18 protein-coding genes are annotated in these 21,715 nt (G+C 73.8%); 5 read left to right on the forward strand and 13 right to left on the reverse strand.

The annotated features are described in order from the left end of the window. Positions 1-73: 73 nt before the first annotated feature. A complete protein-coding gene (locus PUR56_RS12655) occupies positions 74-814 on the reverse strand; it encodes a hypothetical protein (protein WP_329948962.1) in 741 nt (246 codons plus the stop codon). 539 nt (positions 815-1,353) lie between these two features. On the opposite strand from PUR56_RS12655, the gene PUR56_RS12660 reads away from it, so the two are divergent. After that, positions 1,354-3,858: a helicase C-terminal domain-containing protein gene (locus PUR56_RS12660; RefSeq protein WP_329948963.1), complete on the forward strand. Its 2,505-nt coding sequence runs from the start codon at positions 1,354-1,356 to the stop codon at positions 3,856-3,858. 139 nt (positions 3,859-3,997) lie between these two features. On the opposite strand, the gene PUR56_RS12665 is transcribed toward PUR56_RS12660, so the two are convergent. Then, complete coding sequence (locus PUR56_RS12665; RefSeq protein ID WP_329877105.1) at positions 3,998-4,264, reverse strand: hypothetical protein; 267 nt, start codon at positions 4,262-4,264, stop codon at positions 3,998-4,000. A 136-nt stretch (positions 4,265-4,400) separates the two neighbouring features. On the opposite strand from PUR56_RS12665, the gene PUR56_RS12670 reads away from it, so the two are divergent. Both PUR56_RS12670 and PUR56_RS12675 read left to right on the forward strand, forming a co-directional pair. Further along, entirely contained in the window at positions 4,401-4,805 is a 405-nt protein-coding gene (locus tag PUR56_RS12670; RefSeq protein WP_329948964.1) for a hypothetical protein, read from the forward strand. Positions 4,806-4,887: 82 nt separating this feature from the next. After that, positions 4,888-6,525 (forward strand): DNA repair helicase XPB, encoded by a 1,638-nt coding sequence (locus PUR56_RS12675; protein WP_329877109.1) that lies wholly within the window; start codon positions 4,888-4,890, stop codon positions 6,523-6,525. Positions 6,526-6,529: 4 nt separating this feature from the next. On the opposite strand, the gene PUR56_RS12680 is transcribed toward PUR56_RS12675, so the two are convergent. From PUR56_RS12680 to PUR56_RS12690, 3 genes are all read right to left on the reverse strand, one after another. After that, positions 6,530-7,156 carry an RloB family protein gene (locus PUR56_RS12680; RefSeq protein ID WP_329948965.1) on the reverse strand — a complete coding sequence of 209 codons (627 nt, stop codon included), beginning with the start codon at positions 7,154-7,156 and terminating at the stop codon, positions 6,530-6,532. Next, positions 7,104-8,468 (reverse strand): AAA family ATPase, encoded by a 1,365-nt coding sequence (locus PUR56_RS12685; RefSeq protein ID WP_329948966.1) that lies wholly within the window; start codon positions 8,466-8,468, stop codon positions 7,104-7,106. Before PUR56_RS12685 ends, PUR56_RS12680 begins: the two co-directional genes overlap by 53 nt. A gap of 97 nt (positions 8,469-8,565) precedes the next feature. Continuing rightward, positions 8,566-8,751, reverse strand: coding sequence for a hypothetical protein (locus PUR56_RS12690; protein ID WP_329948967.1), 186 nt, complete (start codon positions 8,749-8,751; stop codon positions 8,566-8,568). Between the two features lie 289 nt (positions 8,752-9,040). Here PUR56_RS12690 and PUR56_RS12695 point away from each other — a divergent pair, with 289 nt between their 5' ends. Further along, a complete protein-coding gene (locus tag PUR56_RS12695) occupies positions 9,041-11,092 on the forward strand; it encodes a HelD family protein (protein ID WP_329948968.1) in 2,052 nt (683 codons plus the stop codon). A gap of 151 nt (positions 11,093-11,243) precedes the next feature. Here PUR56_RS12695 and PUR56_RS12700 read toward each other — a convergent pair whose 3' ends face one another. From PUR56_RS12700 to PUR56_RS12710, 3 genes are all read right to left on the reverse strand, one after another. Further along, positions 11,244-11,930 (reverse strand): copper homeostasis protein CutC, encoded by a 687-nt coding sequence (locus tag PUR56_RS12700; protein WP_329948969.1) that lies wholly within the window; start codon positions 11,928-11,930, stop codon positions 11,244-11,246. Between the two features lie 342 nt (positions 11,931-12,272). Continuing rightward, positions 12,273-13,241, reverse strand: a complete 969-nt coding sequence (locus PUR56_RS12705; protein ID WP_329948970.1) for a hypothetical protein — start codon at positions 13,239-13,241, stop codon at positions 12,273-12,275. Next, positions 13,238-13,627 carry a PadR family transcriptional regulator gene (locus tag PUR56_RS12710; RefSeq protein ID WP_329948971.1) on the reverse strand — a complete coding sequence of 130 codons (390 nt, stop codon included), beginning with the start codon at positions 13,625-13,627 and terminating at the stop codon, positions 13,238-13,240. Before PUR56_RS12710 ends, PUR56_RS12705 begins: the two co-directional genes overlap by 4 nt. 83 nt (positions 13,628-13,710) lie before the next feature. Between PUR56_RS12710 and PUR56_RS12715 the strand changes: the two genes are divergently transcribed. Then, complete coding sequence (locus PUR56_RS12715; protein ID WP_329948972.1) at positions 13,711-14,355, forward strand: HD domain-containing protein; 645 nt, start codon at positions 13,711-13,713, stop codon at positions 14,353-14,355. 164 nt (positions 14,356-14,519) lie between these two features. On the opposite strand, the gene PUR56_RS12720 is transcribed toward PUR56_RS12715, so the two are convergent. The 5 genes from PUR56_RS12720 to PUR56_RS12740 all read right to left on the reverse strand — a co-directional run bounded on the left by PUR56_RS12720 (position 14,520) and on the right by PUR56_RS12740 (position 21,058). Beyond that, positions 14,520-17,261: an ABC transporter permease gene (locus PUR56_RS12720; RefSeq protein ID WP_329948973.1), complete on the reverse strand. Its 2,742-nt coding sequence runs from the start codon at positions 17,259-17,261 to the stop codon at positions 14,520-14,522. Then, entirely contained in the window at positions 17,258-18,010 is a 753-nt protein-coding gene (locus PUR56_RS12725; RefSeq protein WP_329948974.1) for an ABC transporter ATP-binding protein, read from the reverse strand. The genes PUR56_RS12720 and PUR56_RS12725 overlap by 4 nt, the downstream gene beginning before the upstream one ends. Before the next feature lie 312 nt (positions 18,011-18,322). Continuing rightward, positions 18,323-18,682 (reverse strand): hypothetical protein, encoded by a 360-nt coding sequence (locus PUR56_RS12730; protein WP_329948975.1) that lies wholly within the window; start codon positions 18,680-18,682, stop codon positions 18,323-18,325. 171 nt (positions 18,683-18,853) lie between these two features. Beyond that, the gene (gene groL / locus PUR56_RS12735; RefSeq protein WP_329877131.1) at positions 18,854-20,473 is read right to left on the reverse strand and encodes a chaperonin GroEL; all 1,620 of its coding nucleotides are present in this window, start codon (positions 20,471-20,473) and stop codon (positions 18,854-18,856) included. A 381-nt stretch (positions 20,474-20,854) separates the two neighbouring features. After that, positions 20,855-21,058 carry a cold-shock protein gene (locus PUR56_RS12740; RefSeq protein ID WP_030289665.1) on the reverse strand — a complete coding sequence of 68 codons (204 nt, stop codon included), beginning with the start codon at positions 21,056-21,058 and terminating at the stop codon, positions 20,855-20,857. Positions 21,059-21,715 lie beyond the last annotated feature (657 nt).

The raw sequence follows: 21,715 nt of genomic DNA on the forward strand, positions 1-21,715 counted from the left end.
GCGGCGAGCCGGAGCGGTCGGCCGCCCGGCCCTCACCAGGCGCCCACGGCCGGTTGCCACGGCCGGGAGGGCCCTACTGGCCGGGTGCGGCCGTGCGGCGGCGCCGGACGGACACGGCCAGCAGGAAGACGGCCGACAGCACCGCCGCCAGCCGCAGCACGCCGGGAGCGGCGCTCCACACGGCGTCGGTGGCCTGCTGGCCCGGTTCCAGACCGGTGCCCCAACGCCCCTGGGCCCGGCCCCAGAACCAGAGGGAGCTGCCGCTGACCGTCATCAGCGGGATGCCGAAGACGGCCAGCTTGCGGGCGAAGTCGCCCAGCTGGCGGGACAGGTAGCCGAGCGCCCAGCCCACCAGCATGGCGATCAGCTGACCGGTGACGGCGCCACCCACCAGGACGGCGGCGGCGAGCAGCAGCAGCGGTGCGGGACGGCGGCCGGCCGTCGCACCGGCCGTCGCACCGGCCTTCGGCGGCGGCGCCGGGTCCCCGGCGGCGGGCGCGGGCTCGCGGCCCTTCGCCTTGCCCTTCCGCGCCTTGCCGGCCTTCCCCCTGCCCTTCTCCGCCCCGGCCTTCCCGGGTCCGGGGTCAACCGGCGGCCCGGTCCCCCCGCCCGCGGGGGCGGCGTCCGAGGCGTCCGCCGCGGCGTCGCCCTGCGCGGTCCGCTGTTCGGGGATCGGCTTGTCGGGCGCCGCCGGACCCGCCGGCCCCTCCCCGAAGTCGATCGACACGTAGTCCCAGTCGCCCGTGCTCATCGCCCGGTACGGGGCGGGGAGCGCGTCGGGGTCGCCGGGCGCCCCCTCCACCTGCTTCGCCACCCACGGCGAGTCCCCACCGAAGGAGGACGGGGACGGGGACGGGGCCGGGACCGACGGCCGCGCGGCGGGCGGGGTGGGCGGGGTGGGCGGACCGGAAGCCGCGGACGGCGCGGACGGAGGCGCGGAAGGCGGGGCGGCGGGGCGTGGCGGCGTCGAGGGGCGCGGAGGCGCGTCGGGCGCCGCCTCCTGGGCGTACACGCTGTCGCCGTCCCCACCTCCGGCCGGGCCCGCCGTACCCCCCGAGCCCGGCGGCTCGCTCCAGGGCCCCTGCTTGCGCCACCACTCGCCGTCCGACATGCCCACCACACCCCGCCTTGCCCGAACCCGTACCGGAACCCGTCCCCGTTGCCCGTGACGGTACCCACCCGCCGTCCCACCACGCGAGCCGGACCGCACGTCCTCCCGCGCCGGACCGCGCCGGACCGCGCGGCACGACACCGAACCACCCGCGTCCGCACCCGAACGGCACCGGAACCGGCCCCCACCACCCGCTCTCCGCCCATCCCCCACCCCGCCCCGGCGCGACTAACCTAGGTCGAATGACCACACAGCAGGGCTCCCAACGCCAGGCCAAGTCCGCCGCCGGCCCCCGCACCCTCGCGGAGGAACTCCGTACCCGGCCCGACGACGACCTCGCCACCCTGCTCCGGTCCCGCCCCGACCTGCTCAACCCCGTGCCCGGCGACCTCACCCAGCTCGCCGCCCGGCTCTCCTCCCGCGCCTCCGCCCTGCGCGCCCTGGAGCGGCTGGACCGGTTCACCCTGCAAGTCGCCGAGGCCCTCGCCGCCCTCCCGGACGGCGCCACCCCGACCGCCGTCCGCACCCTGCTCGCCGGACCGGCGAAGGTGAAGCCGCACCCCGGCGCCACCCCGCTGACCGCCGGCGACCGCTCGGCCGTCGCCGCCGAGCTGCCCCGCGCGCTCGCCACCCTGCGCGACCGCGCCCTGCTCTGGGGCCCGGACAACGGCCTGCGCCTGGTCATCGCCGCCCGTGAGGCGCTCGCGCCGACCGCCGCCAACCCGGGGCGCACCGGCCTCGGTCCGACCTTCGCCGAGGCGAGCACCGGCATGTCCCCGGCCCGGCTCCAGCAGCTGCTCGCCTCCGCCGGACAGCCCGCGACGGCCGACCCGGTCTCCGCCGTCGCCGGGTTCACCGCGCTGCTCACCGACCGCACCCGCTGCGACGACCTGCTCGCCACCGCCCCCGAACCGGCACTGCGGCTGCTGGAACGACTGGTCTGGGGCCCGCCCACCGGCACCGTCCCGGACGCCACCCGCCCCGTCACCGCCGCGGACGCACAGAGCCCGGTGGAGTGGCTGCTCGCCCGCGGCCTGCTGCTGCCCACCAGCCCGGGCAGCGTCGTCCTGCCGCGCGAACTCGCCCTCCACCTGCGCGGCGGGCGCTCGCACCGCACCGTCGAACCGCTCCAGCCCGAACCGTCACCCGCCGCTCCACCGCGCGATCCACAGGCTGTGGACAACGCCGCCGCCGGACAGGCCCACACCGCCGTCCGGACCGTCGAGGAACTGCTCGACCACTGGGGCCTCACCCCGCCGCCGACCCTGCGGGCCGGCGGCCTCGGCGTCCGCGACCTCAAGCGCACCGCGCAGACCCTGGAGACCACCGAGCAGCTCGCCTCCTTCTGGATCGAACTCGCCCACACCGCCGGGCTGCTGGCCCCGGACGGCGAGGCCGACGAGCGCTGGGCACCCACCCCCGCCTACGACGACTGGCTCCACCTCGGCACCGCCGCACGCTGGACCGTCCTCGCCCGGGCCTGGCTCACCGCCACCCGCGTCCCCGCCCTCGCCGGCACCGCCGACAGCAAGGGCAAGCCGCGCGCCGCCCTCGGACCGGAGCTGGACCGCACCCTCGCCCCGTCCGTCCGCCGCGCCGCCCTCGCCCTGCTCGCCGAACTGCCGCCCGGCACCCCGGCCACCGCCGACGAGCTGCTGCCCACCCTGCGGTGGCAGCGCCCGCTGCGCGGCGGACCGACCGCCCCCGACGGCCGCGACCTGCGCGACGACCTCGCCACCTGGACCCTCGCCGAGGCCGAACTCCTCGGCATCACCGGCCGTGGCGCCCTCGCCGCCCCCGCCCGTGCGCTGCTCACCGCCGAGGCCGACCCCGCCGGGGTGCTGGCCCCGCTGCTGCCCCGGCCGCTGGACCACGTCATCCTCCAGCCCGACCTCACCGCGGTCGCCCCCGGGCCGCTGCTCACCCCGCTCGCCCACGCGCTCGCGCTCTGCGCCGACATCGAGTCCAAGGGCGGCGCCACCGTCTACCGCTTCACCCCCACGTCGGTCCGCCGCGCGCTCGACGCCGGTCGCAGCGCCGCCGACCTGCGGGCCTTCCTGGAGCAGCACTCCCGGACGCCCGTCCCGCAGCCGCTCGGCTACCTGATCGACGACGTCGCCCGCCGGCACGGCATCCTGCGGGTCGGCGCCGCCTCCTCGTACCTGCGCTGCGACGACCCCGCGCTGCTCAACGAGGTGCTCGCCGACCGCCGCTCCGTCGACCTGCGCCTGCGGCTGCTCGCCCCCACCGTGCTGGCCTCGCAGGCGCCGCCCGACGCCCTCCTCGCCGCGCTGCGCACCATGGGCTACGCGCCGGCCGCCGAGTCCGCCGAGGGCGACGTGCTGATCACCCGCCCCGACAGCCACCGCACCCCGCCCCGGACGGCTCCCGTGCCCGTCCCGGACGGCCCGCCCGCACCGGACGACACGCTGCTCGCCGCCGCGATCAAGGCGATCCGGGCCGGCGACCGCGCCGCGACCGCCGCCCGCCGCGAACCGGCCGCCACCGACGGCCGCCAACTCCCGCGCACGGCCGCGGCCGAGACGCTCGCCTCGCTCCAGACGGCGGTCCTGCTCGGCGAACGGATGTGGATCGGCTACCTCAACGCCGAGGGCCTCGCCAGCCAGCGGATCATCGACCCGGTCAAGGTCGAAGGCGGCTTCGTCACCGCCTTCGACCACCACGACGGCGAGCTGCGCACCTTCGCGCTGCACCGGATCACCGGCGTGGCCGAACTCGACGAGTAGCCACCGGCCCGGCGGCGAGCCGGTGCCGGTCCGGACCGCACCCGGCCCGGACCACATGCACCCGGCTCGGACCGGGCCGAGGAACGGCCGGCGGAAGGACGGCCGGCCGAGGAACGGCCGGCGGAAGGACGGTGCGCGGTCAGTGCGCCTGCTGCTGCGCCGCCTGCTCTCCCTGCTTCTCCTTCATCGCCTTGTCCGCCATGGCGGCGAGGTCACCCTGCCCGATCGGCATCACGGAGTTGGCACCGGCCAGGTCCGCGAGCAGGAACGCGGGCGCCGCGAGCGGACCGCCCGGCCCCTCGCCGATGCCCGCCAGGGCGTGCGCGGAGGTGGCCGAGGAGGCGGTGGCGGCGAAGGCCGTACCGGCCAGGGCGAGAGCGGTGAGGACGCGCTTCGACGTGTTCATACCCGAATCAACGAGCCGCCCCGGCCCGGGTCACCCCCGGCCCCGCTCCCGCTCCTCCCCCGCCCCGCTGAGCCGCATTTGACGCGCACCGTCCGGCGGCGTAGTCCGGAGGAGGGGGACGACGGAAGGAGCCATCATGCTCGGCGATCCGATCGGCGAAACGAAGGGCCAGGACATCGGTCGACGCGTCCTCGCCGCCGAGGAAGGACACGTCGTCGTCGAGGTCTCGTTCGAGGGCAGCGGCGACTACTACGGCACTCCGGTCAAGGGGTTCGGCACCTACGAGTCCGAGCTGCGCGCCGACGGCACGCTCCGCGGCGAGGGCCAGGGGGTCGACATGACCTCCGACGGCCAGACGATCAGCTGGCACGGCATCGGCATCGGCCACTTCACCGAGGGCGGCGGCACCAGCTGGCGCGGATCGCTCTTCTTCTCCACCGCGTCACCGCAGTTCGAGCGCCTCAACGGCATCGTGGGGCTCTTCGAGTACGAGGTCGCCCCGGACGGGAAGTCCACCGGCAAGTACCACGAATGGAAGTAGCCTCCCGACCACGCGGCCGGATGAGCGACACTGGAGGGTCTGCGTCCCTGCAGACCTGTCAGCCAGTGGAGGGCTTCCCCGCGTGAACGACGGACCACTCATCGTCCAGAGCGACAAAACTCTTCTCCTGGAGATCGACCACCCGAAGGCCGCCGACTGCCGGCGCGCCGTCGCGCCGTTCGCCGAGCTGGAGCGTGCGCCCGAGCACGTGCACACCTACCGCATCACCCCGCTCGGGCTGTGGAACGCGCGTGCCGCCGGCCACGACGCCGAACAGGTGGTCGACGCCCTGGTCAAGTACTCCCGCTACCCGGTGCCGCACGCGCTGCTGGTCGACGTGGCCGACACCATGGCCCGGTACGGGCGGCTCCGGCTCAGCAAGCACCCCACCCACGGCCTGGTGCTCACCAGCACCGACCGCCCGGTGCTGGAGGAGGTGCTGCGTTCCAAGAAGATCGCCCCGCTGGTCGGTGCCCGGGTCGACCCCGACACCGTCGTCGTCCACCCCTCCGAGCGCGGCCAGATCAAGCAGATGCTGCTCAAGCTCGGCTGGCCCGCCGAGGACCACGCCGGCTACGTCGACGGGGAGGCCCACCCCATCGAGCTGGACGAGAACGGCTGGCAGCTGCGCCCCTACCAGGCCCAGGCCGTCGAGGGCTTCTGGCACGGCGGATCGGGCGTGGTCGTGCTGCCCTGCGGCGCCGGGAAGACCCTGGTCGGCGCCGCGGCGATGGCGTACGCCAAGTCGACCACGCTGATCCTGGTCACCAACACCGTCTCGGCCCGCCAGTGGAAGCACGAACTGGTCAAGCGGACCTCGCTCACCGAGGACGAGATCGGCGAGTACAGCGGCACCAGGAAGGAGATCCGCCCGGTCACCATCGCCACCTACCAGGTGATGACCACCAAGCGGAAGGGCGTCTACGCCCACCTCGAACTCTTCGACGCCCGCAACTGGGGCCTGGTCGTCTACGACGAGGTCCACCTGCTGCCGGCGCCGGTCTTCAAGTTCACCGCCGACCTCCAGGCCCGCCGCAGGCTCGGCCTGACCGCCACCCTGGTCCGCGAGGACGGCCGCGAGGGCGACGTCTTCTCGCTCATCGGGCCCAAGCGCTTCGACGCACCGTGGAAGGAGATCGAGGCGCAGGGCTACATCGCGCCGGCCGACTGCTGCGAGGTCCGGGTCACCCTGACCGACTCCGAGCGGCTCGCCTACGCCACCGCCGAGCCCGAGGAGCGCTACCGCTTCTGCGCGACCACCGCGACCAAGCGCCGCGTGGTGGAGGCGCTGGTCAAGAAGCACGAGAAGGACCAGACGCTGATCATCGGGCAGTACATCGACCAGCTCGACGAGCTCGGCGAGACCCTGGACGCCCCCGTGATCAAGGGCGAGACCAGCAACGCCCAGCGCGAGAAGCTGTTCGACGCGTTCCGCAACAAGGAGATCAGCGTCCTGGTCGTCTCCAAGGTCGCCAACTTCTCCATCGACCTGCCCGAGGCGACCGTCGCCATCCAGGTGTCCGGCACGTTCGGCTCCCGCCAGGAGGAGGCCCAGCGCCTCGGCCGCGTCCTGCGACCGAAGGCCGACGGCCACTCGGCCCACTTCTACTCCGTGGTCGCCCGCGACACCGTCGACCAGGACTTCGCGGCTCACCGCCAGCGGTTCCTGGCCGAGCAGGGCTACGCCTACCGCATCATCGACGCGGACGACGTGCTGTGACCGGTCACGGCCGGTAGTCCAGGGCGTCCAGCAGACCACCCACCGAGGTGCACGGATTGCTGACGCACCAGCACTCGATCTGCCCGTCCGGCTGCTCGTGCCGGGCGTGCAGATCGAGTGCCGCGGCGCGGGCCTTGACGGTCAGGCCCCTGACGTCGTCGAAGGCGAACTCCTTCCTCTTGGGGTCGTACCCCTTGAGGACCTTCGCCAGTTCCCTGGCTGCCTGGTGGCTCTGCAGGTACGCCCGGCCCCGGTCGAAGTGGAGCAGGAGCCAGAGCTCGAAACACGGCGAGGAGAGCGCGCACTTCACGCCCTTCTCGCGAGCGAGTCTCAGGGCCCGGTCGAGGGACGGTGCCTGCTGCGGGGCTTCGACGTCCAGCACGCACCACACCTCGTCGAACGACTCGTCCGCACGGGCAGCGTGGGCTATCGCGGAGTTGACGAGCGACCACGGCTCACCGTGCGTGTTGCCGATCTTCAACGAGATCGGCTTGCTCCGAAGGTCCTTGACGAGGCCGCGGAGGTAGATCTTCTCCGTGACCTCCCCCTCGCAGTAGACCAGGAAACGGCGCTCCTGCTCACGCGTGTTCGCGTTCTGCTTCTTCGTCCCGAGCGGCTTGCCCCGCCTCATCGACCCCACGCTTCGCCCCGATCCCCACCAGAAGCTCTTCGTCGAAGAAAGGTAGCGCACCGTAACGGCCTGCGAGGTAGCGCTTCTCAAGATTCTCGACACCGTCCCTGACCCTGAAGTCGACCAGTGCGGTCAGCTCCGTGGCCCCCGTACGGGCGTCCTTGGTCGCCAGGTAGACCTGGTCCCGGTGCAGATTCGCCTCGCTGTGCGGGGCGAGCAGTGTCGCGTCATGCGTGTTGAAGAGGAGTTGGGCACCGCCTGTGTTCCACTCCCGGTTCTGGAAGAGTGCCACCAGGCGGGCAGCGAGATGCGGATGCAGCCGTGCGTCCAACTCGTCGACGACGAGGAGTGATCCGTCCTGCAGCGCGCCGACCACCGGTCCGAGCAGTCCGGCCCAGGTTCGCGTGCCGTTCGACTCGTCGTGGAGATCGAGAGTCACGGGCCCGCCCTCCGCCGCGTGGACGAAGCCGATCTGGGGGGCCGGCTTCACGTCGAACGCCTCGTCCTCCGGAATCTCGGGAACCAGGACCCGCATGGCCGACCTCACCTGACGCACACGTTCGTCGTCCCACTCCTCCTCGGTGATCGAAAGATCGGTGATACCAAGGTCCGCGAACTGGAGCAGGCCCCTGAGCCTGTCGCGATATTCCTCCGATTTGTCCCACAACCTGCGCGTCTCCTGGATCCTCGCGCCGAAGTTCGCGTCGAGTGCAACCTTGAGCCCGCGGTGAAACCAGCGGTGGATTCGCCGCAGAATGTCATGGTTGTTTCCCGCCCCCGCCGACAGGTAGAGGCTGTTCGGCCGCACGACGTCCTCGATCAGCCGCCTGCGCCCCCGGAAGCTCGGCCCGTACGCGTAGCTCGACGTCCCGTCGTCGGCCACCGAACGCTCGAAGAGACGGCGTGGTCGCCCCTCCGGAAAGCTCCTGAGCCACTCCTCGCGCACCTGCCGGTCGTCCAGCTCGAAGCCGTACTCGAAGTGGACGCCGTCGAGCACGATGTCCACGGCGAACGCGGACGGCGCCGCCCGGCCCCCTGCGGTGAGCAGGAACGGGACACGCGACGTGCCACCGTCCGGCAGCCACCGGGCGTGCGATTCGAGGACCGCACGACGCATGTAGACGAGCGCCCGCAGCGCGTTGGACTTGCCTGACGCGTTGGCCCCGAGAATGGCGAGCGCCGGGAGCACGCGGACACCCGCCGAAGACGCCTCGGTCACCGCGATGTCGTCATGCTCGTCGGTGGCGACCAGGCTCAGCTCCTGCTCCTCCAGGAGCGACGCGTGGTTGGCCACCCGGAACCGCATCAGCATCGTTGGCCCTCCTCATCCATTCGATGGGGAGACTACCCAAATCAAACTGCCGAAATCTGCAAAGTTCCGCGAATTCAGGCTTCTGATTGCACTCTGCTCAGTACTTGACGCCGTCGCGCCCGAGGAGGACCACGCGCGTGGCGGTGTCGAGGGCGATGCCGACGTTGCGGACGGCGGTGGTCAGGGGGCTGCGGCGGCGGCCGGGGGTGCCGGTCGCGGTGGCGCCGGCGGGGGCGGACTGCTGGGACGGCACTCGGGGCGCCGTGATGTGTACGGTGCTCATGGTTCAACGGTAGGTTCCGGACACGCCGGGCACATCACCCCAAAGGCCGCATCCGGCAGGACGGAGGTCGTCCTCCGGGAGTACGGAGGCCCCGAGGGATCCAGGAGCTGGAACCCGGAGGCGGACCGGACTAGGATCGTCCGCCTGCCCCCTCCCGAACCGTGGTACCTGCTGTAGTCGCGCAGGCAGCCGGGGGAGGCGCCGTCCGTTCGGCAACCGGTCGGCCGTACACACCGTGAGCTCCTACGATCCGCTGCGCCCGCCCGCGGGGCAGCCGGAAAGGTTCGCTGTGCCCGCCACCCCCACCACCGACCCCCTGCAGCGCGAACGCGACCACCTGGCGTCCTCCCGCGCCGCGCTGCGCGCGATGCGCGAGGACGTCGAGTCGCTGGACATCAGCGACGTGACCGGCACCTGGGTCACCGCCGTCGTGCTCCGGAACCAGATCGAGGCCCGGATCGCCTCCCTGGCCGACCTCTCGCACACCCCGCTCTTCTTCGGCCGCCTCGACTACCTCCACGCGATCAGCGAGGAGCTGTCCGAGGGCTCCGGCGGCGAGAGCTTCTACATCGGCCGCCGGCACGTGCACGACGCCGGCGGCGACCCCATGGTGATCGACTGGCGCGCGCCGGTCTCCCAGCCGTTCTACCGGGCCAGCCGGACCGACCCGCTGGACGTCGAGCGGCGCCGCCGGTTCGGCTACACCGGCGGCGAACTGACCGCGTACGAGGACGAGCACCTCACCGACCCGGCGGAGCACGACACCTCCTCCGCGCTGCTGGCCGCCGAGATCGAGAAGCCCCGCGTCGGCCCGATGCGCGACATCGTGGCCACCATCCAGCCGGAGCAGGACGAGATCGTCCGCGCCGACGTCTCCGGCACCCTCTGCGTCCAGGGCGCGCCCGGCACCGGGAAGACCGCCGTCGGCCTGCACCGGGTGGCGTACCTGCTGTACGCGCACCGCGAGCGGCTCGCGCGGACCGGCACGCTGGTGATCGGTCCGAACAACGCCTTCCTCTCCTACATCGAGCAGGTGCTGCCCGCGCTCGGCGAGGTGGACGTCGCCCAGGCGACCGTGCAGCAGCTGGTCGGACACGTCGAGGTACGGGGCGAGGACTCCGCCGAGGCGGCCCGGCTGAAGGGCGACGCCCGGATGGCCGAGGTGCTGCGCCGGGCGGTCCGGGCCGGCATCACCCTGCCCACCGAGCCCTGCGTGGTGGTCCGCGGCTCCCGCCGCTGGCGCGTCCCGGCGTACGAACTGATCGAGATCATCGAGGAGTTGAAGAGCCGCGACATCCGGTACGGCGCCGCCCGGGATGCCCTGCCGCAGCGGATCTCGCACGCCGTGCTGCTGAAGATGGAGCAGGGCGGCGAGGCCCCGGACGACCGGGTGCAGGACGCGGTGGCCCGCAACGCGGCGGTGAAGGCGGTGGTCAAGGAGTGCTGGCCGCTGGTGGAGCCGGCCAAGCTGGTGCTGCGCCTGCTCTCCGAGCCGGAGTTCCTGGCCGCGTGCGCGGACGGCCTGCTGACCGACGAGGAGCAGGCCGCCGTGCTGTGGCCGAAGCCGGGCCGCTCGGTGAGGACCGCCCGCTGGACGGCCGCCGACGCCGTCCTCGTCGACGAGGCGACCGACCTGGTGCAGCGCACGCCCTCGCTCGGCCACGTGGTCCTCGACGAGGCGCAGGACCTCTCGCCGATGCAGTACCGCGCGGTCGGCCGCCGCTGCTCCACCGGCTCGGCGACCGTGCTCGGCGACCTCGCCCAGGGCACCACCCCCTGGGCGACGGCGAGCTGGCCGGAGGCCCTGCACCACCTCGGCAAGCCGGGCGCCCACATCGAGGAGCTGACCAAGGGCTTCCGGGTGCCGGAGGAGGTCATCTCCTACGCGTCCCGGCTGCTGCCGGCGATCGCGCCCGGACTGGCCCCGGCCGGCTCGGTCCGCGACGCCCCGGGTTCGCTGATCGTCCGTCACGTCGACGGCGCGGAGCGGGTGGAGGCGGTGGTCGAGGCCTGCCGCCGGGCGCTGCTCAACGAGGGGTCGACCGGCCTGATCGCGGCGGACGCGCACGTCCCGCTGCTCGCGCAGGCCCTGGCGGCGGCCGGCCTGCCGCACCTCGCCCCGGGCACCGAGACCAGCGCGGAGGCCCGGCTGACGCTCGTCCCGGCCTCGCTGGCCAAGGGTCTGGAGTACGACTACGTGGTGCTCGACGAGCCGGCCGCGGTGATCGCCGGCGAGCCGGACGAGCGGACGGGCCTGCGGCGGCTGTACGTGTCGCTGACCCGTGCGGTCTCCGGCCTGGAGGTCCTGCACTCGGAGCCGCTGCCCGAGCAGCTGCGCTGACGGACGCGACGCCGGAGGACGGGGCACGGGGCACGGGGCACGGGGCACGGGGCGCCGGGTACCGGGCACCGACGGACCGCGCGACGGCGGACGGTGGCGCCACGACGGAGGGGCCGGCCCGTGGAGGGCCGGCCCCGGGCTCCGACGTGGTTCAGCCGCCGATCAGCGCCCGCCACTCGGCCACCTTGGCGGCGTCCACCGGCGACTGCCACCCGTCGACCCGCACCGCGCCGCCGACGTGGAAGGCGTCGAAGCCGGCCGCCAGCAGCCCGGCCAGGTGCTCGGCGCGCAGGCCGCCGCCGATCAGGATCCGCTGGGTGTAGCCGGGCTCGCCGGCGCGGGCCAGCTCGGCCAGCAGGACGTCCCGGCCCGCGTCCACGCCGCCGGCCGCGCCGGAGGTGAGGAAGGTGTCGAGTCCGGGCAGCGCGCCGACGGCCGCGCGCACGGCGGCCCGGTCGGCGCTGTGGTCGACCGCCCGGTGGAAGGTCCACCGGCAGCCGGCCACCGCGTCGGCGACGGCCTCGGTGGCGGCGAGGTCGACGCCGCCGTCGGCGTCGAGGAAGCCGAAGACGAACTCGTCGGCGCCCTCGGCCCGGAGGGCGGCGGCGCGGGCGCGCAGCTCGTCCAGGTCCCCGGGCGCGAAGCCGTCGCGCAGGCGCAGCATGACGCGCAGCGGCAGCTCCACGGCGTCGCGGATCTTGGCGAAGTCCTCGACCGAGGGGGTCAGCCCGTCGGCGGCCATGTCCGTGACCAGTTCGAGCCGGTCGGCGCCGCCCGACTCGGCGGCCTGGGCGTCCTGGGGCGTCAGCGCGATGACTTCGAAAATTGGTCTAGACATATCAGACAGCCTGCCACATCGGGCAGCGCCCGGCGAGCCCCGTGCAGCCACCCGGAGCACCGAATCCACCCGCCCCTTCCGGCAACCGCGTCCACCGCACCCGCCCGGCGACGGCGCGACCGGCCCCGCCCTCGACCCCGGCCCGGGCCCCGGCCCCGGCCCCGACCCCGGACAGACCGAACGGCCCCGGCCCCGACCCCGGACAGACCGAACGGCCGGACGACCGGTCCCACATCCGGTCGTCCGGCCGTTCAGGGGCGGCGAAGCCCCGGCCGTCCCCGCTCCGGCGGGGTTCGCGCGAACCCCTCCGGGCCCGCGGATCCCCGACGGATCCGAGTGCACTCAGGCGAGGCTCCGGCCACCTCCCGCCCCGGCTCCACTCCGGCCGAGGATCCGGCCGAGGGCCAGCAGCACCACCAGCGCGACGCCCATCAGCGGCAGCAGCCGCCACGCCCCGCCGACCACCTGCCAGGCCCGGAAGAGACTGAACCCCGCGCTCAGCGCGAGCACCGTCAGCCCCATCGCCGCCGGCGCCAGCCGCCCCCGGGCCACCCCGAGCAGCGACACCAGCGGGACGATCAGCAGCAGCGCCGCCGTCCGCCCGTCCATCAGCACGAAGGAGCTGTAGAACTCCTCGGCCAGCAGGACCAGCCCGCCCCCGACCATCGAGGCCACCACCACGGCACGGCTCCGCCAGGTCGGACGTTCCAGCAGTTCCTGCGGCGCGAGCGCGAAGAGCAGGCCGGACACCAGCTGCGGTGTCGCCTCGCAGCTCCCCAGGAAGAACTGCCACCCGTCGTGCGAGACCCCGATCACCTCGACCATCCGGAACGCCCCGGCGAGGACCACGACCAGCGCCGTCACCCGGGCGGCCTGCCAGCGGCCCGCCAGCACGAAGGCGACGAGCAGCAGCGGGACGAACATCTCCCCGACGGAGGCGATGAACCCGGGCACGTGCGTGATGTGGTCCGGCGTCATCAGCAGCCTGGGCCGGTAGGAGCCGACCGCGCTCCCCAGCGCCTGCGCCACCCCCAGCCCCGCGATCGCCCCGGCGATCAGCGGCGCGGCGGCCGCGAGCAGCTGCCCCAGGCGGGACGAGGCGGTCAGCCCGGCGCGCATGCGCAGGCCGTAGGCCCCGAGGTCGACCGCCTCCCGGGCGGTCGCCAGCTTGCCGGCCTCGGCCGTGCTGTCGGCGAAGACGGCGGACAGCTCGTCCCCGCGCTCCCGGCGGTAGCGGGCCGGGTAGAGCCGGAGCGCGGCGCGGAACGCCACCGGCTCCGCCAGGAATCCCGGAAAGGTCTGATGAGTCATGCGAAGGCCCCCCTGACCCTCAGGAACGCGGGCCGCGCCGTTCCGGTCGGACGGACGGCGGCGGGCCGGACGGCCGCCAGCCTGCGCCGCGCCTCCTCGGCGACGGCGGCCAGCCGTTCGGCCTCGGTGCCCAGCGCGCCCCGTCCGCCCTCGGTGAGCGCGTAGGTGCGGCGGGCCCTGCCGTCGACGACCTCCTCGGCAGCGACCTCGATCAGGCCCTGCTGGAGCAGCCGGTCGAGCGCGCCGTACAGCGTGCCGGTGCGCATCGTGACCCGGCCGCCGGAAATCGCGGCGACTTCCTGGATGAGCGCGTAGCCGTGCCGGGGGGCATCGGCGAGCGCGGTGAGCAGGAGCAGCGTCGGCTCCTGCATGGCCCGTTCTGTCATGGAACTACATATACCGTCCACCGACATATCCAGTCCAGCGGAATCCGTCACCGATCCGGGTGACGGCCGGACAGAATGACCCCATGCCCGACGCACCCGACCCCGGTCTCCTCGCCGCCTGGACCGCCCTGCTCCGCCGCTGCGGCACCGGGGCCGACCCCGAGCCGGCCGGACGGGAGCTGCTGCGGCGCTGGGCCGAACCGCAGCGGCGGTACCACACCACCGAGCACCTGCGCGCGGTCCTGGCCCACGTCGACGCGCTCGCCGGGCACGCCGCCGACCCGGACGCCGTCCGGCTGGCCGCCTGGTTCCACGACGCCGTCTACCGCCCGGACCGCTCGGAGAACGAGGAGCGCAGCGCCGTCCTCGCCGTCCGCGCGCTCACCGAGGCGGGGCTCGCCGCCGCACGGGTCGACGAGGTCGCCCGGCTGGTCCGGCTCACCGTCACCCACCACCCCGACCCCGGTGACCGCGACGGCGAGGTGCTCTGCGACGCCGACCTCGCCGTCCTCGGCGGTCCGCCGGACGCCTACGCGGCGTACGCGGCAGCCGTCCGGGAGGAGTACGCCTTCGTCCCCGAGCCGGACTTCCGCGCCGGGCGCGCGGCGGTGCTCCGGCAGCTGCTCGCGCTCCCCGCGCTCTACCGCACGCCCACCGCGCACGAGCGGTTCGACGCCCCCGCACGCGCCAACCTGGCCGCCGAGCTCGCCGGACTCACCCGCGCGTAGGCCCTCCGGTGCCCGGCGGGCCCGCCACCCGGGCCCCAGGCCACCCGGGCCCGCCGCCCGGGCCCCGTTCCGATGCCTCCCGGACAGGGGCGGGCCCGGCCGCCGAAGCAGCCGGGCCCGTCGAAGCACGGCCCACCGGAGCGGGCACGGGAGGCACGGCCCCGTCAGCCGGCCCGCCGCGCCAGCGGCAGCCCCCCTCGGGTGAACGCGGCCGCTCCCAGCCCGGCCACCACCGGCAGCACCACCGTGACCAGCAGGATCACCCCCCACGGTGCGGCGAACGGCGCCGCCGAGCTCCCGGCACTGTGGGCCCGGAGCAGCCCCATCGCCGGTACGAACCCGCTGATCGTGCCGAGCACCGCCCCGATCGCCGCGATCAGCGCGCACTGCAGACCGGCCTGCACCCGCCGGATCCGCGGCGGCGCGCCGACCGCGGCCAGCGTGGCCTGGTCGTTGCGCGAGTCCGCGGCGGCGAGCCCGGTGGCCACGGCCGCGGCGCCCAGCACCACGACGGCCGCGAACCCGGTGAGCGCCACGGTGTTCAGGTTGCTCTTCGGGTCGTAGCCCCGCTCCACCCGGAGCTGGGCGAACGGGACGATCCGTGCCACGGTCGCCTCGGCCCGCTGCTGCTCCTTCGGGGTGGGCACCGTCTCCGGCAGCCAGACCGACCCGGCCGGCCGGGCTTCGAGACCGGCCTTCCGCACCGCGTCGAGGCTCATCAGGACCGGCCCGAACCGGGCGGCTTCCGGGTTCTCCACCAGGACCGCCTCGACGCCGACCTCGCGGTTCTCCGTCTGCGGCGCCTGGCCGGGCTGGACCGGTCCACCGGCGCCGCCCTGCATCGTCAGCACCGCCCGGCCGTCGCGCAGGAAGGCTCGGTCGAAGACGACCGTCCTGCCGGCCGCCAGTGCCTCCTCGGCGGTCCGGTCGTGCAGGCCGAACAGGTTGTGCAGGACGGTCGCGTCCCCGGCCAGCGTCCGGACCGCGGACCTGCCCCGTTCGACCGGGCCCGTCCCCTGGATCCGCACGCTGGAGGAGCACTCCGGGCAGAACACGTAGACGACCTCGTGGACGTCGGCGCGGGTGCCGAGCCCGGGCAGGTCCTGCTCGACGGAGGTGCGCAGCCGCGTCAGCTGCGGACTGTCCGGCTTGAGGGCGGCGTCGACCACGACGGCGCCGGGCGGGGCCTCCGGACGGTAGGCGGCGCGTTCCTGCGCGTCGGTACCGGTGGTGTAGACGCCGACGGCGACGGCCCCGGCGACGGCGGCCAGCACGGCGGCCACGGCCGGCGCGGTCCGGCCGCGGTGGCGGGCCGAGTCGCGCAGGGCGAGCCGGGGGCCGAGCGGGAGCCGGCGGGCCAGCCTGCCGAACAGGGCGATCAGCATCGGGGTGAACAGCAGCAGGCCCATTTCGGCGGTGGCCGCTCCGGCCAGCACCGAGAGGGTCCGGGCGGTGAAGCTCCCGACCACCGGCATGCCGGCACTGGAGTACGTGCCGACCCCGTAGACCGCCACGGCCGCGCCGGCGCCGACCAGCAGCAGACCCACGACCGGGGCCCAGCGGCTGGGGGCGGTGACGGTGTCGCGGCCGGTGAGACCGGCCACCACGTCACGGCGGGCTGCCTGCACGGCGGGCAGCACGGCGGCCAGCAGTGCGGTGAGGACGCCGACGCCGGCGATCGCCAGCAGGTCGACCGGGGCGAGCGCGAAGTGTCCGAAGCGGCTGCCGCCCGCCTCCTCGGCCCAGGGCCGGACGGCGGCGACCAGTCCGGTGCCGAGTCCGACACCGAGCGCGGCACCGGCCAGCCCGAGCACCAGCCCGGCGCCGAGGACCACGGCGCGGACGTGGCCGCGGTGGCCTCCGGCCGCCCCGATCAGGGCGAGCTGGCGGCGCGAGCGGCGGGCGCCCACGGCGAACGCGGGGCCGGCCAGCAGCGCGACCTCCAGCAGTGCCATCCCGACGACGGTGACGAGCACGACGGTCCGGTTGTCCGTGGCGGCCGTGAGGTCCACCGGCCGGTCCAGCTGGTAGGGGACGGCGGACCGGGCGGGCGGGTCGAGGGTGACGGCCCGGGAGGTGACGGTGAAGCCGTACCTGTTGAACTCCTGGACCTTGGCCCAGTCGAGCCGTCCACCGGCGGGCAGCCGCACCAGCCACTGCTCCGGCGGGGCGCCCTCGTCGGCGACCGGGGCGGTGATCCCGGCGGTCTTCGGCGTCATCGCCGCCGTGAGCGGGGCGACCACCTCGCCGGGGCGGCCGACCAGCTCCACCTTGTCCAGGTCCCCGGGGTGCTCGACCACGCCGGTCAGGGTGAACGGGGCCGCCAGGCCCTTGAGCGTGGTGGCGTCGCCGATCCGCAGCCCGGCCTCGTCGAGGAAGGCCCGGGTGACGGCGGCCTCGTGCGGCGCGGAGGGGGCCCGGCCCTCGACCAGGTCGAGACGGCCGGACCAGTCCTTCGCCGTCAGGTCGGCCTCACCGGTCGAGGTGGTGAACAGGCCCTCCCGGGTCGAGGCGCTGACCTCGGGTCCGGGGGTGGCCGGCAGGAGCACGGCCCCGGACGGCAGCAACCCGGCGACCAGGGCGGCCGGGGCCGTCGCGGCGGCGCGCTGCTGCTCGGCGGTGGCCGTCTCCCCGGCCACCAGCACCCGGACGCCGTCCTCGGCGACCGGGGCCTGTTCGACCGCGCGGCCCGGCCGGTAGGCGGTGACCAGCGCGTCGGTGCCGCCCATGAGCCGCTCGGCCCGCTCGCCGGGGGTGAGCTGGCCGCTGCGGTAGACGACGTCGGCGCCGGTGACACCGAGGACGGGCAGGGCGATCATGGCGACGACGAGGGCGCTGCGGCCCTTGGCGCGCAGGGCGTCGCGGCGGGCGATGCGCAGCGCGACGCGCAGGGCGGAGAGCCTCATCGACCGGCTCCGTTCCGGCTGGAGAGCAGCATCAGGGTCTCGGCGTCCCGGCCGATGCTCTCGTCGACGATCCGGCCGTCGCGAAGGAAGACCACGCGGTCGGCCCAGACGGCGTGCCGGGGTTCGTGCGTGACCATCATGGCGGCGGCGCCGGCGTCGCAGCGGGCCCGCAGCACCGCGAGCACGGCCTCCCCGGTGGCGGAGTCGAGGGCGCCGGTGGGTTCGTCGGCGAGGACGAGGCGGCGGTCGCCGACGAGCGCGCGGGCGATGGCGACGCGCTGCTGCTGACCGCCGGACATCTCCTCGGGGAAGCGGTCGGCCAGCTCGGCGATGCCCAGTTCGGTGAGTGCGGCCAGTGCCTCGCGGCGGGCGATCCGCCCGGAGGTGCCGTCCAGCTCCCGGGGCAGCGCGATGTTCTCGGCGGCGGTGAGGGCCGGAATCAGGTTGTAGTCCTGGAAGACGTAGCCGACCGAGCGACGGCGGACGGCGGCGAGCCCGGTCCGGCTCAGTCCGCCGAGCTCGACGCCCTCGACCAGCACCTCCCCGCCGGAGGGCCGGTCGAGACCGCCGGCCAGCGTCAGCAGGGTGGACTTGCCGGAGCCGGACGGGCCCATCACGGCGACGAACTCCCCGGGGTGGACGGCCAGGTCGACGCCGCGCAGCGCGTGCACCTCGGACGGGCCCTGCCCGTGCACCCGGGTGACGTTCCGCAGCTGCAGGACGGGCCGGGCCAAATCTGACTGGGACATGCTTCTCCCCCTCGTTTCGCGTGGGCGGACGGCCTCGCGGCCGGCGGCGCCCTACATACCGAGTATGTATACCCCCACCCGAGGGGGTGACTCAAGTGCCCGACATAAGTCGGTAGACTGCATATGCAGGTTACGCGAGTCGGAGCCGCGAAAAAAGCCGCCGCACCCGGAGGCACGACGGCGGCGGACGAGGAGAAGCGGGGGAACCGGCAGGCGGAGGGCGGGGAAGCGGCAGGGGCGGCAAGGAGCGCGGCGACGAAGGAGACGGCGGAGACGACCGGGGCAGCGGGCGGCGCCGGAACGGCGGGGGCGTCAGGCGAGCTGCCCGACGGGCGCCACCGCGGCGCCCTGCTTGCCGCAGACCCAGTGCGGCTCGGGGCCCAGCTCCGGCTCCACGCCGAGCGCGTGCGGGTCCCCGTCCGCCGCGCACTCGGCGCAGAGCGGCCAGCGGCCGTAGTTCTCCAGCAGCGCGTCCTGGACGTCCTGGGCGACCAGCCCGAGCACGTACTCGGTGCCGTCCGGCCACTGCTCCAGCCACCAGCGCCGGTGCGTCACGGCCTGCTCGACCAGCGACACCACGGCGGCGTCCGCCACGTCCCGTGCGGTGAGGTCGGCCAGAATCAGCGCCCGTGCGGTGTGCAGCGCCGTCTCGATGTCGTCAGGGGAAGCCATCGGCCCATTCTCCCAAACCCGCCGCCGCCCCGGACGCCCTCCGCACGAGGCCCCGCCGAACCGCCCGGTGCCGCGCCCCCGCAAACGCCCCCGCTCCCCCGCAAACGCCGCACGGGCGGCCCCCCGAAGGGGACCGCCCGTGCGGACGAGGAACCGTCCGATCCCGAAGGATCAGAAGTCCATGTCACCGCCCGGCATGCCGCCGCCGGCGGCCGAAGCCTTCTCCGGCTTGTCGGCGATGACGGCCTCGGTGGTGAGGAAGAGCGCCGCGATGGAGGCGGCGTTCTGCAGCGCGGAGCGGGTGACCTTCGCCGGGTCGATGATGCCCGCGGCGATGAGGTCGACGTACTCGTTGGTCGCGGCGTTCAGGCCGTGGCCGGCGGGAAGGTTGCGCACCTTCTCCACCACGACGCCACCCTCAAGACCGGCGTTGGTCGCGATCTGCTTGATCGGGGCCTCCAGCGCGATCTTGACGATGTTGGCACCGGTGGCCTCGTCGCCCTCCAGCTCCAGCTTGTCGAACGCGACGGCGGCCTGCAGCAGGGCGACGCCACCACCGGCGACGATGCCCTCCTCGACGGCGGCCTTGGCGTTGCGCACCGCGTCCTCGATGCGGTGCTTGCGCTCCTTGAGCTCCACCTCGGTGGCCGCGCCGGCCTTGATGACGGCCACGCCGCCGGCCAGCTTGGCGAGGCGCTCCTGGAGCTTCTCGCGGTCGTAGTCCGAGTCGCTGTTCTCGATCTCGACGCGGATCTGGCTCACGCGACCGGCGACCTGCTCGCCGTCGCCGCCACCGTCGACGATGGTCGTCTCGTCCTTGGTGATGACCACCTTGCGGGCGGTGCCCAGCAGGTCGAGGCCGGCGCTCTCCAGCTTCAGGCCCACCTCCTCGGCGATCACGGTGCCGCCGGTGAGGATGGCGATGTCCTGGAGCATGGCCTTGCGGCGGTCACCGAAGCCCGGGGCCTTGACGGCGACGGACTTGAAGGTGCCCTTGATCTTGTTCACGACCAGGGTCGACAGGGCCTCGGCCTCGACGTCCTCGGCGATGATGACGAGCGGCTTGCCGCTCTGCATGACCTTCTCCAGCAGCGGCAGGAGGTCCTTGACCGAGCCGATCTTGGAGTTGGCGATCAGGATGTACGGCTCGTCGAAGACGGCCTCCATGCGCTCCAGGTCGGTGGCGAAGTAGGCCGAGATGTAGCCCTTGTCGAAGCGCATGCCCTCGGTGAGCTCAAGCTCCAGACCGAAGGTGTTGCTCTCCTCGACGGTGATGACGCCTTCCTTGCCGACCTTGTCCATGGCCTCGGCGATGAGCTCGCCGATCTGGGTGTCGGCGGCCGAGATGGAGGCAGTGGAGGCGATCTGCTCCTTGGTCTCCACGTCCTTGGCCTGGGCCAGCAGCTGGTCGGAGACGGCGATGACGGCCTTCTCGATACCACGCTTCAGGGCCATCGGGTTGGCGCCGGCGGCGACGTTGCGCAGACCCTCGCGAACGAGCGCCTGGGCCAGCACGGTGGCGGTGGTGGTGCCGTCACCCGCGACGTCGTCGGTCTTCTTGGCGACCTCCTTGACGAGCTCCGCACCGATCTTCTCGTACGGGTCCTCGAGCTCGATCTCCTTGGCAATGGAGACACCGTCGTTGGTGATCGTGGGGGCGCCCCACTTCTTCTCCAGAACGACGTTGCGACCCTTGGGGCCGAGCGTGACCTTCACCGCGTCGGCGAGCTGGTTCATGCCACGCTCAAGGCCGCGGCGAGCTTCCTCATCAAAGGCGATGATCTTGGCCATCTGAAGTGGTCCTCCGGGACACGGTCGACTGCTCGGACCAAGGGGTGCCCGCGACGGACGGCCCTGGTATGCGGGGGTCCCTTCCCCTACCGCTCCCTGGGGCCTCACCGACCCGGTCCGCTTATCACTCTCAAGCTGTGAGTGCTAACGCCAATGATTAGCACTCTAGGTGGGCGAGTGCAAGCCCAATCGGCAATCCGCGAGCGCCTCCGGGGGCCTCCGCACGCCCCCCTCCGGGGCACCTCCGGCGGTCCCCGACCGCCTCCGGACGCACCCCCGGACAGGCCGGCGGGCCCGTACGACGTGTGTCGTACGGGCCCGCCGGGAAGCAAGAGGCGCACCAGCCGATGAGCCGAGCCGAACTCCTGGGTGTCGGAAAGGTCAGACCGCCGCGCGGACCATGTCCGCCTGCGGGCCCTTCTGCCCCTGAGAGATCTCGAACTCGACCCGCTGGCCCTCCTCAAGGGTGCGGTAGCCGTCCATCTGGATCGCGCTGTAGTGGACGAAGACGTCCGCACCACCGTCGACCGCGATGAAGCCGTAGCCCTTCTCCGCGTTGAACCACTTGACGGTGCCCTGAGCCATTCCGAACTCCCCTAGTGCTGTGCTGGCCCTTCACGTGCCCGCAGGTCTGCGGGCCCGGGTCTGGTTGGAGGCCGGCCCGGGGAACCCCCCCTGGGCGCAACCGCGCACGCCACAATCCCCCCGACGCCGCCGGACGGTATCCGGCGAACGGGCGATTGCGTCGACCGCGGCTGAATGTATCCGGATCGACGCCCTCTGCAACAGGGTCAACGGTTGGGAATTCCCCGGCATGATCAAGGGACAGCCCGGGAGTAATCGGGAGGAAGGCCGCCTTTCCTCCCGGACATAGCGGACGGAATGCCCGAAATCCGCTCCAGAATTCTGACACCGGCCTGACATGTTTCCCTCCCGCGGGCCCGTCGCCGGTCTCAACGGCCGGACGGTCGGCGGCGGTACGGGTGCGAGTGGGCGCGATCGCCGGGAGGGCGGGGAGGGGCGGCGCTGTTCCCGGTACGGCGACACTTTACTCCGCCCGGGACGGAAAATATTCCCGCCAAAATACGACCGGCCGTGAGCGGCGCGGAATTACCCGCCGCCAACGGCCGGGTACCGCGTAAAGGCGCTCAGCAGCCCCCCGCCCCCCCCGGACAGAAACCCACGCGCGCGCCGGCCAAGAGCACCCAGCCCCCCCCCACGGCGAACCGCACAGCCTCGTCG

Origin of the sequence: Streptomyces sp. BE303 (genome assembly GCF_036290945.1) — a bacterium.
Classification (GTDB): Bacteria; Actinomycetota; Actinomycetes; order Streptomycetales; family Streptomycetaceae; genus Kitasatospora.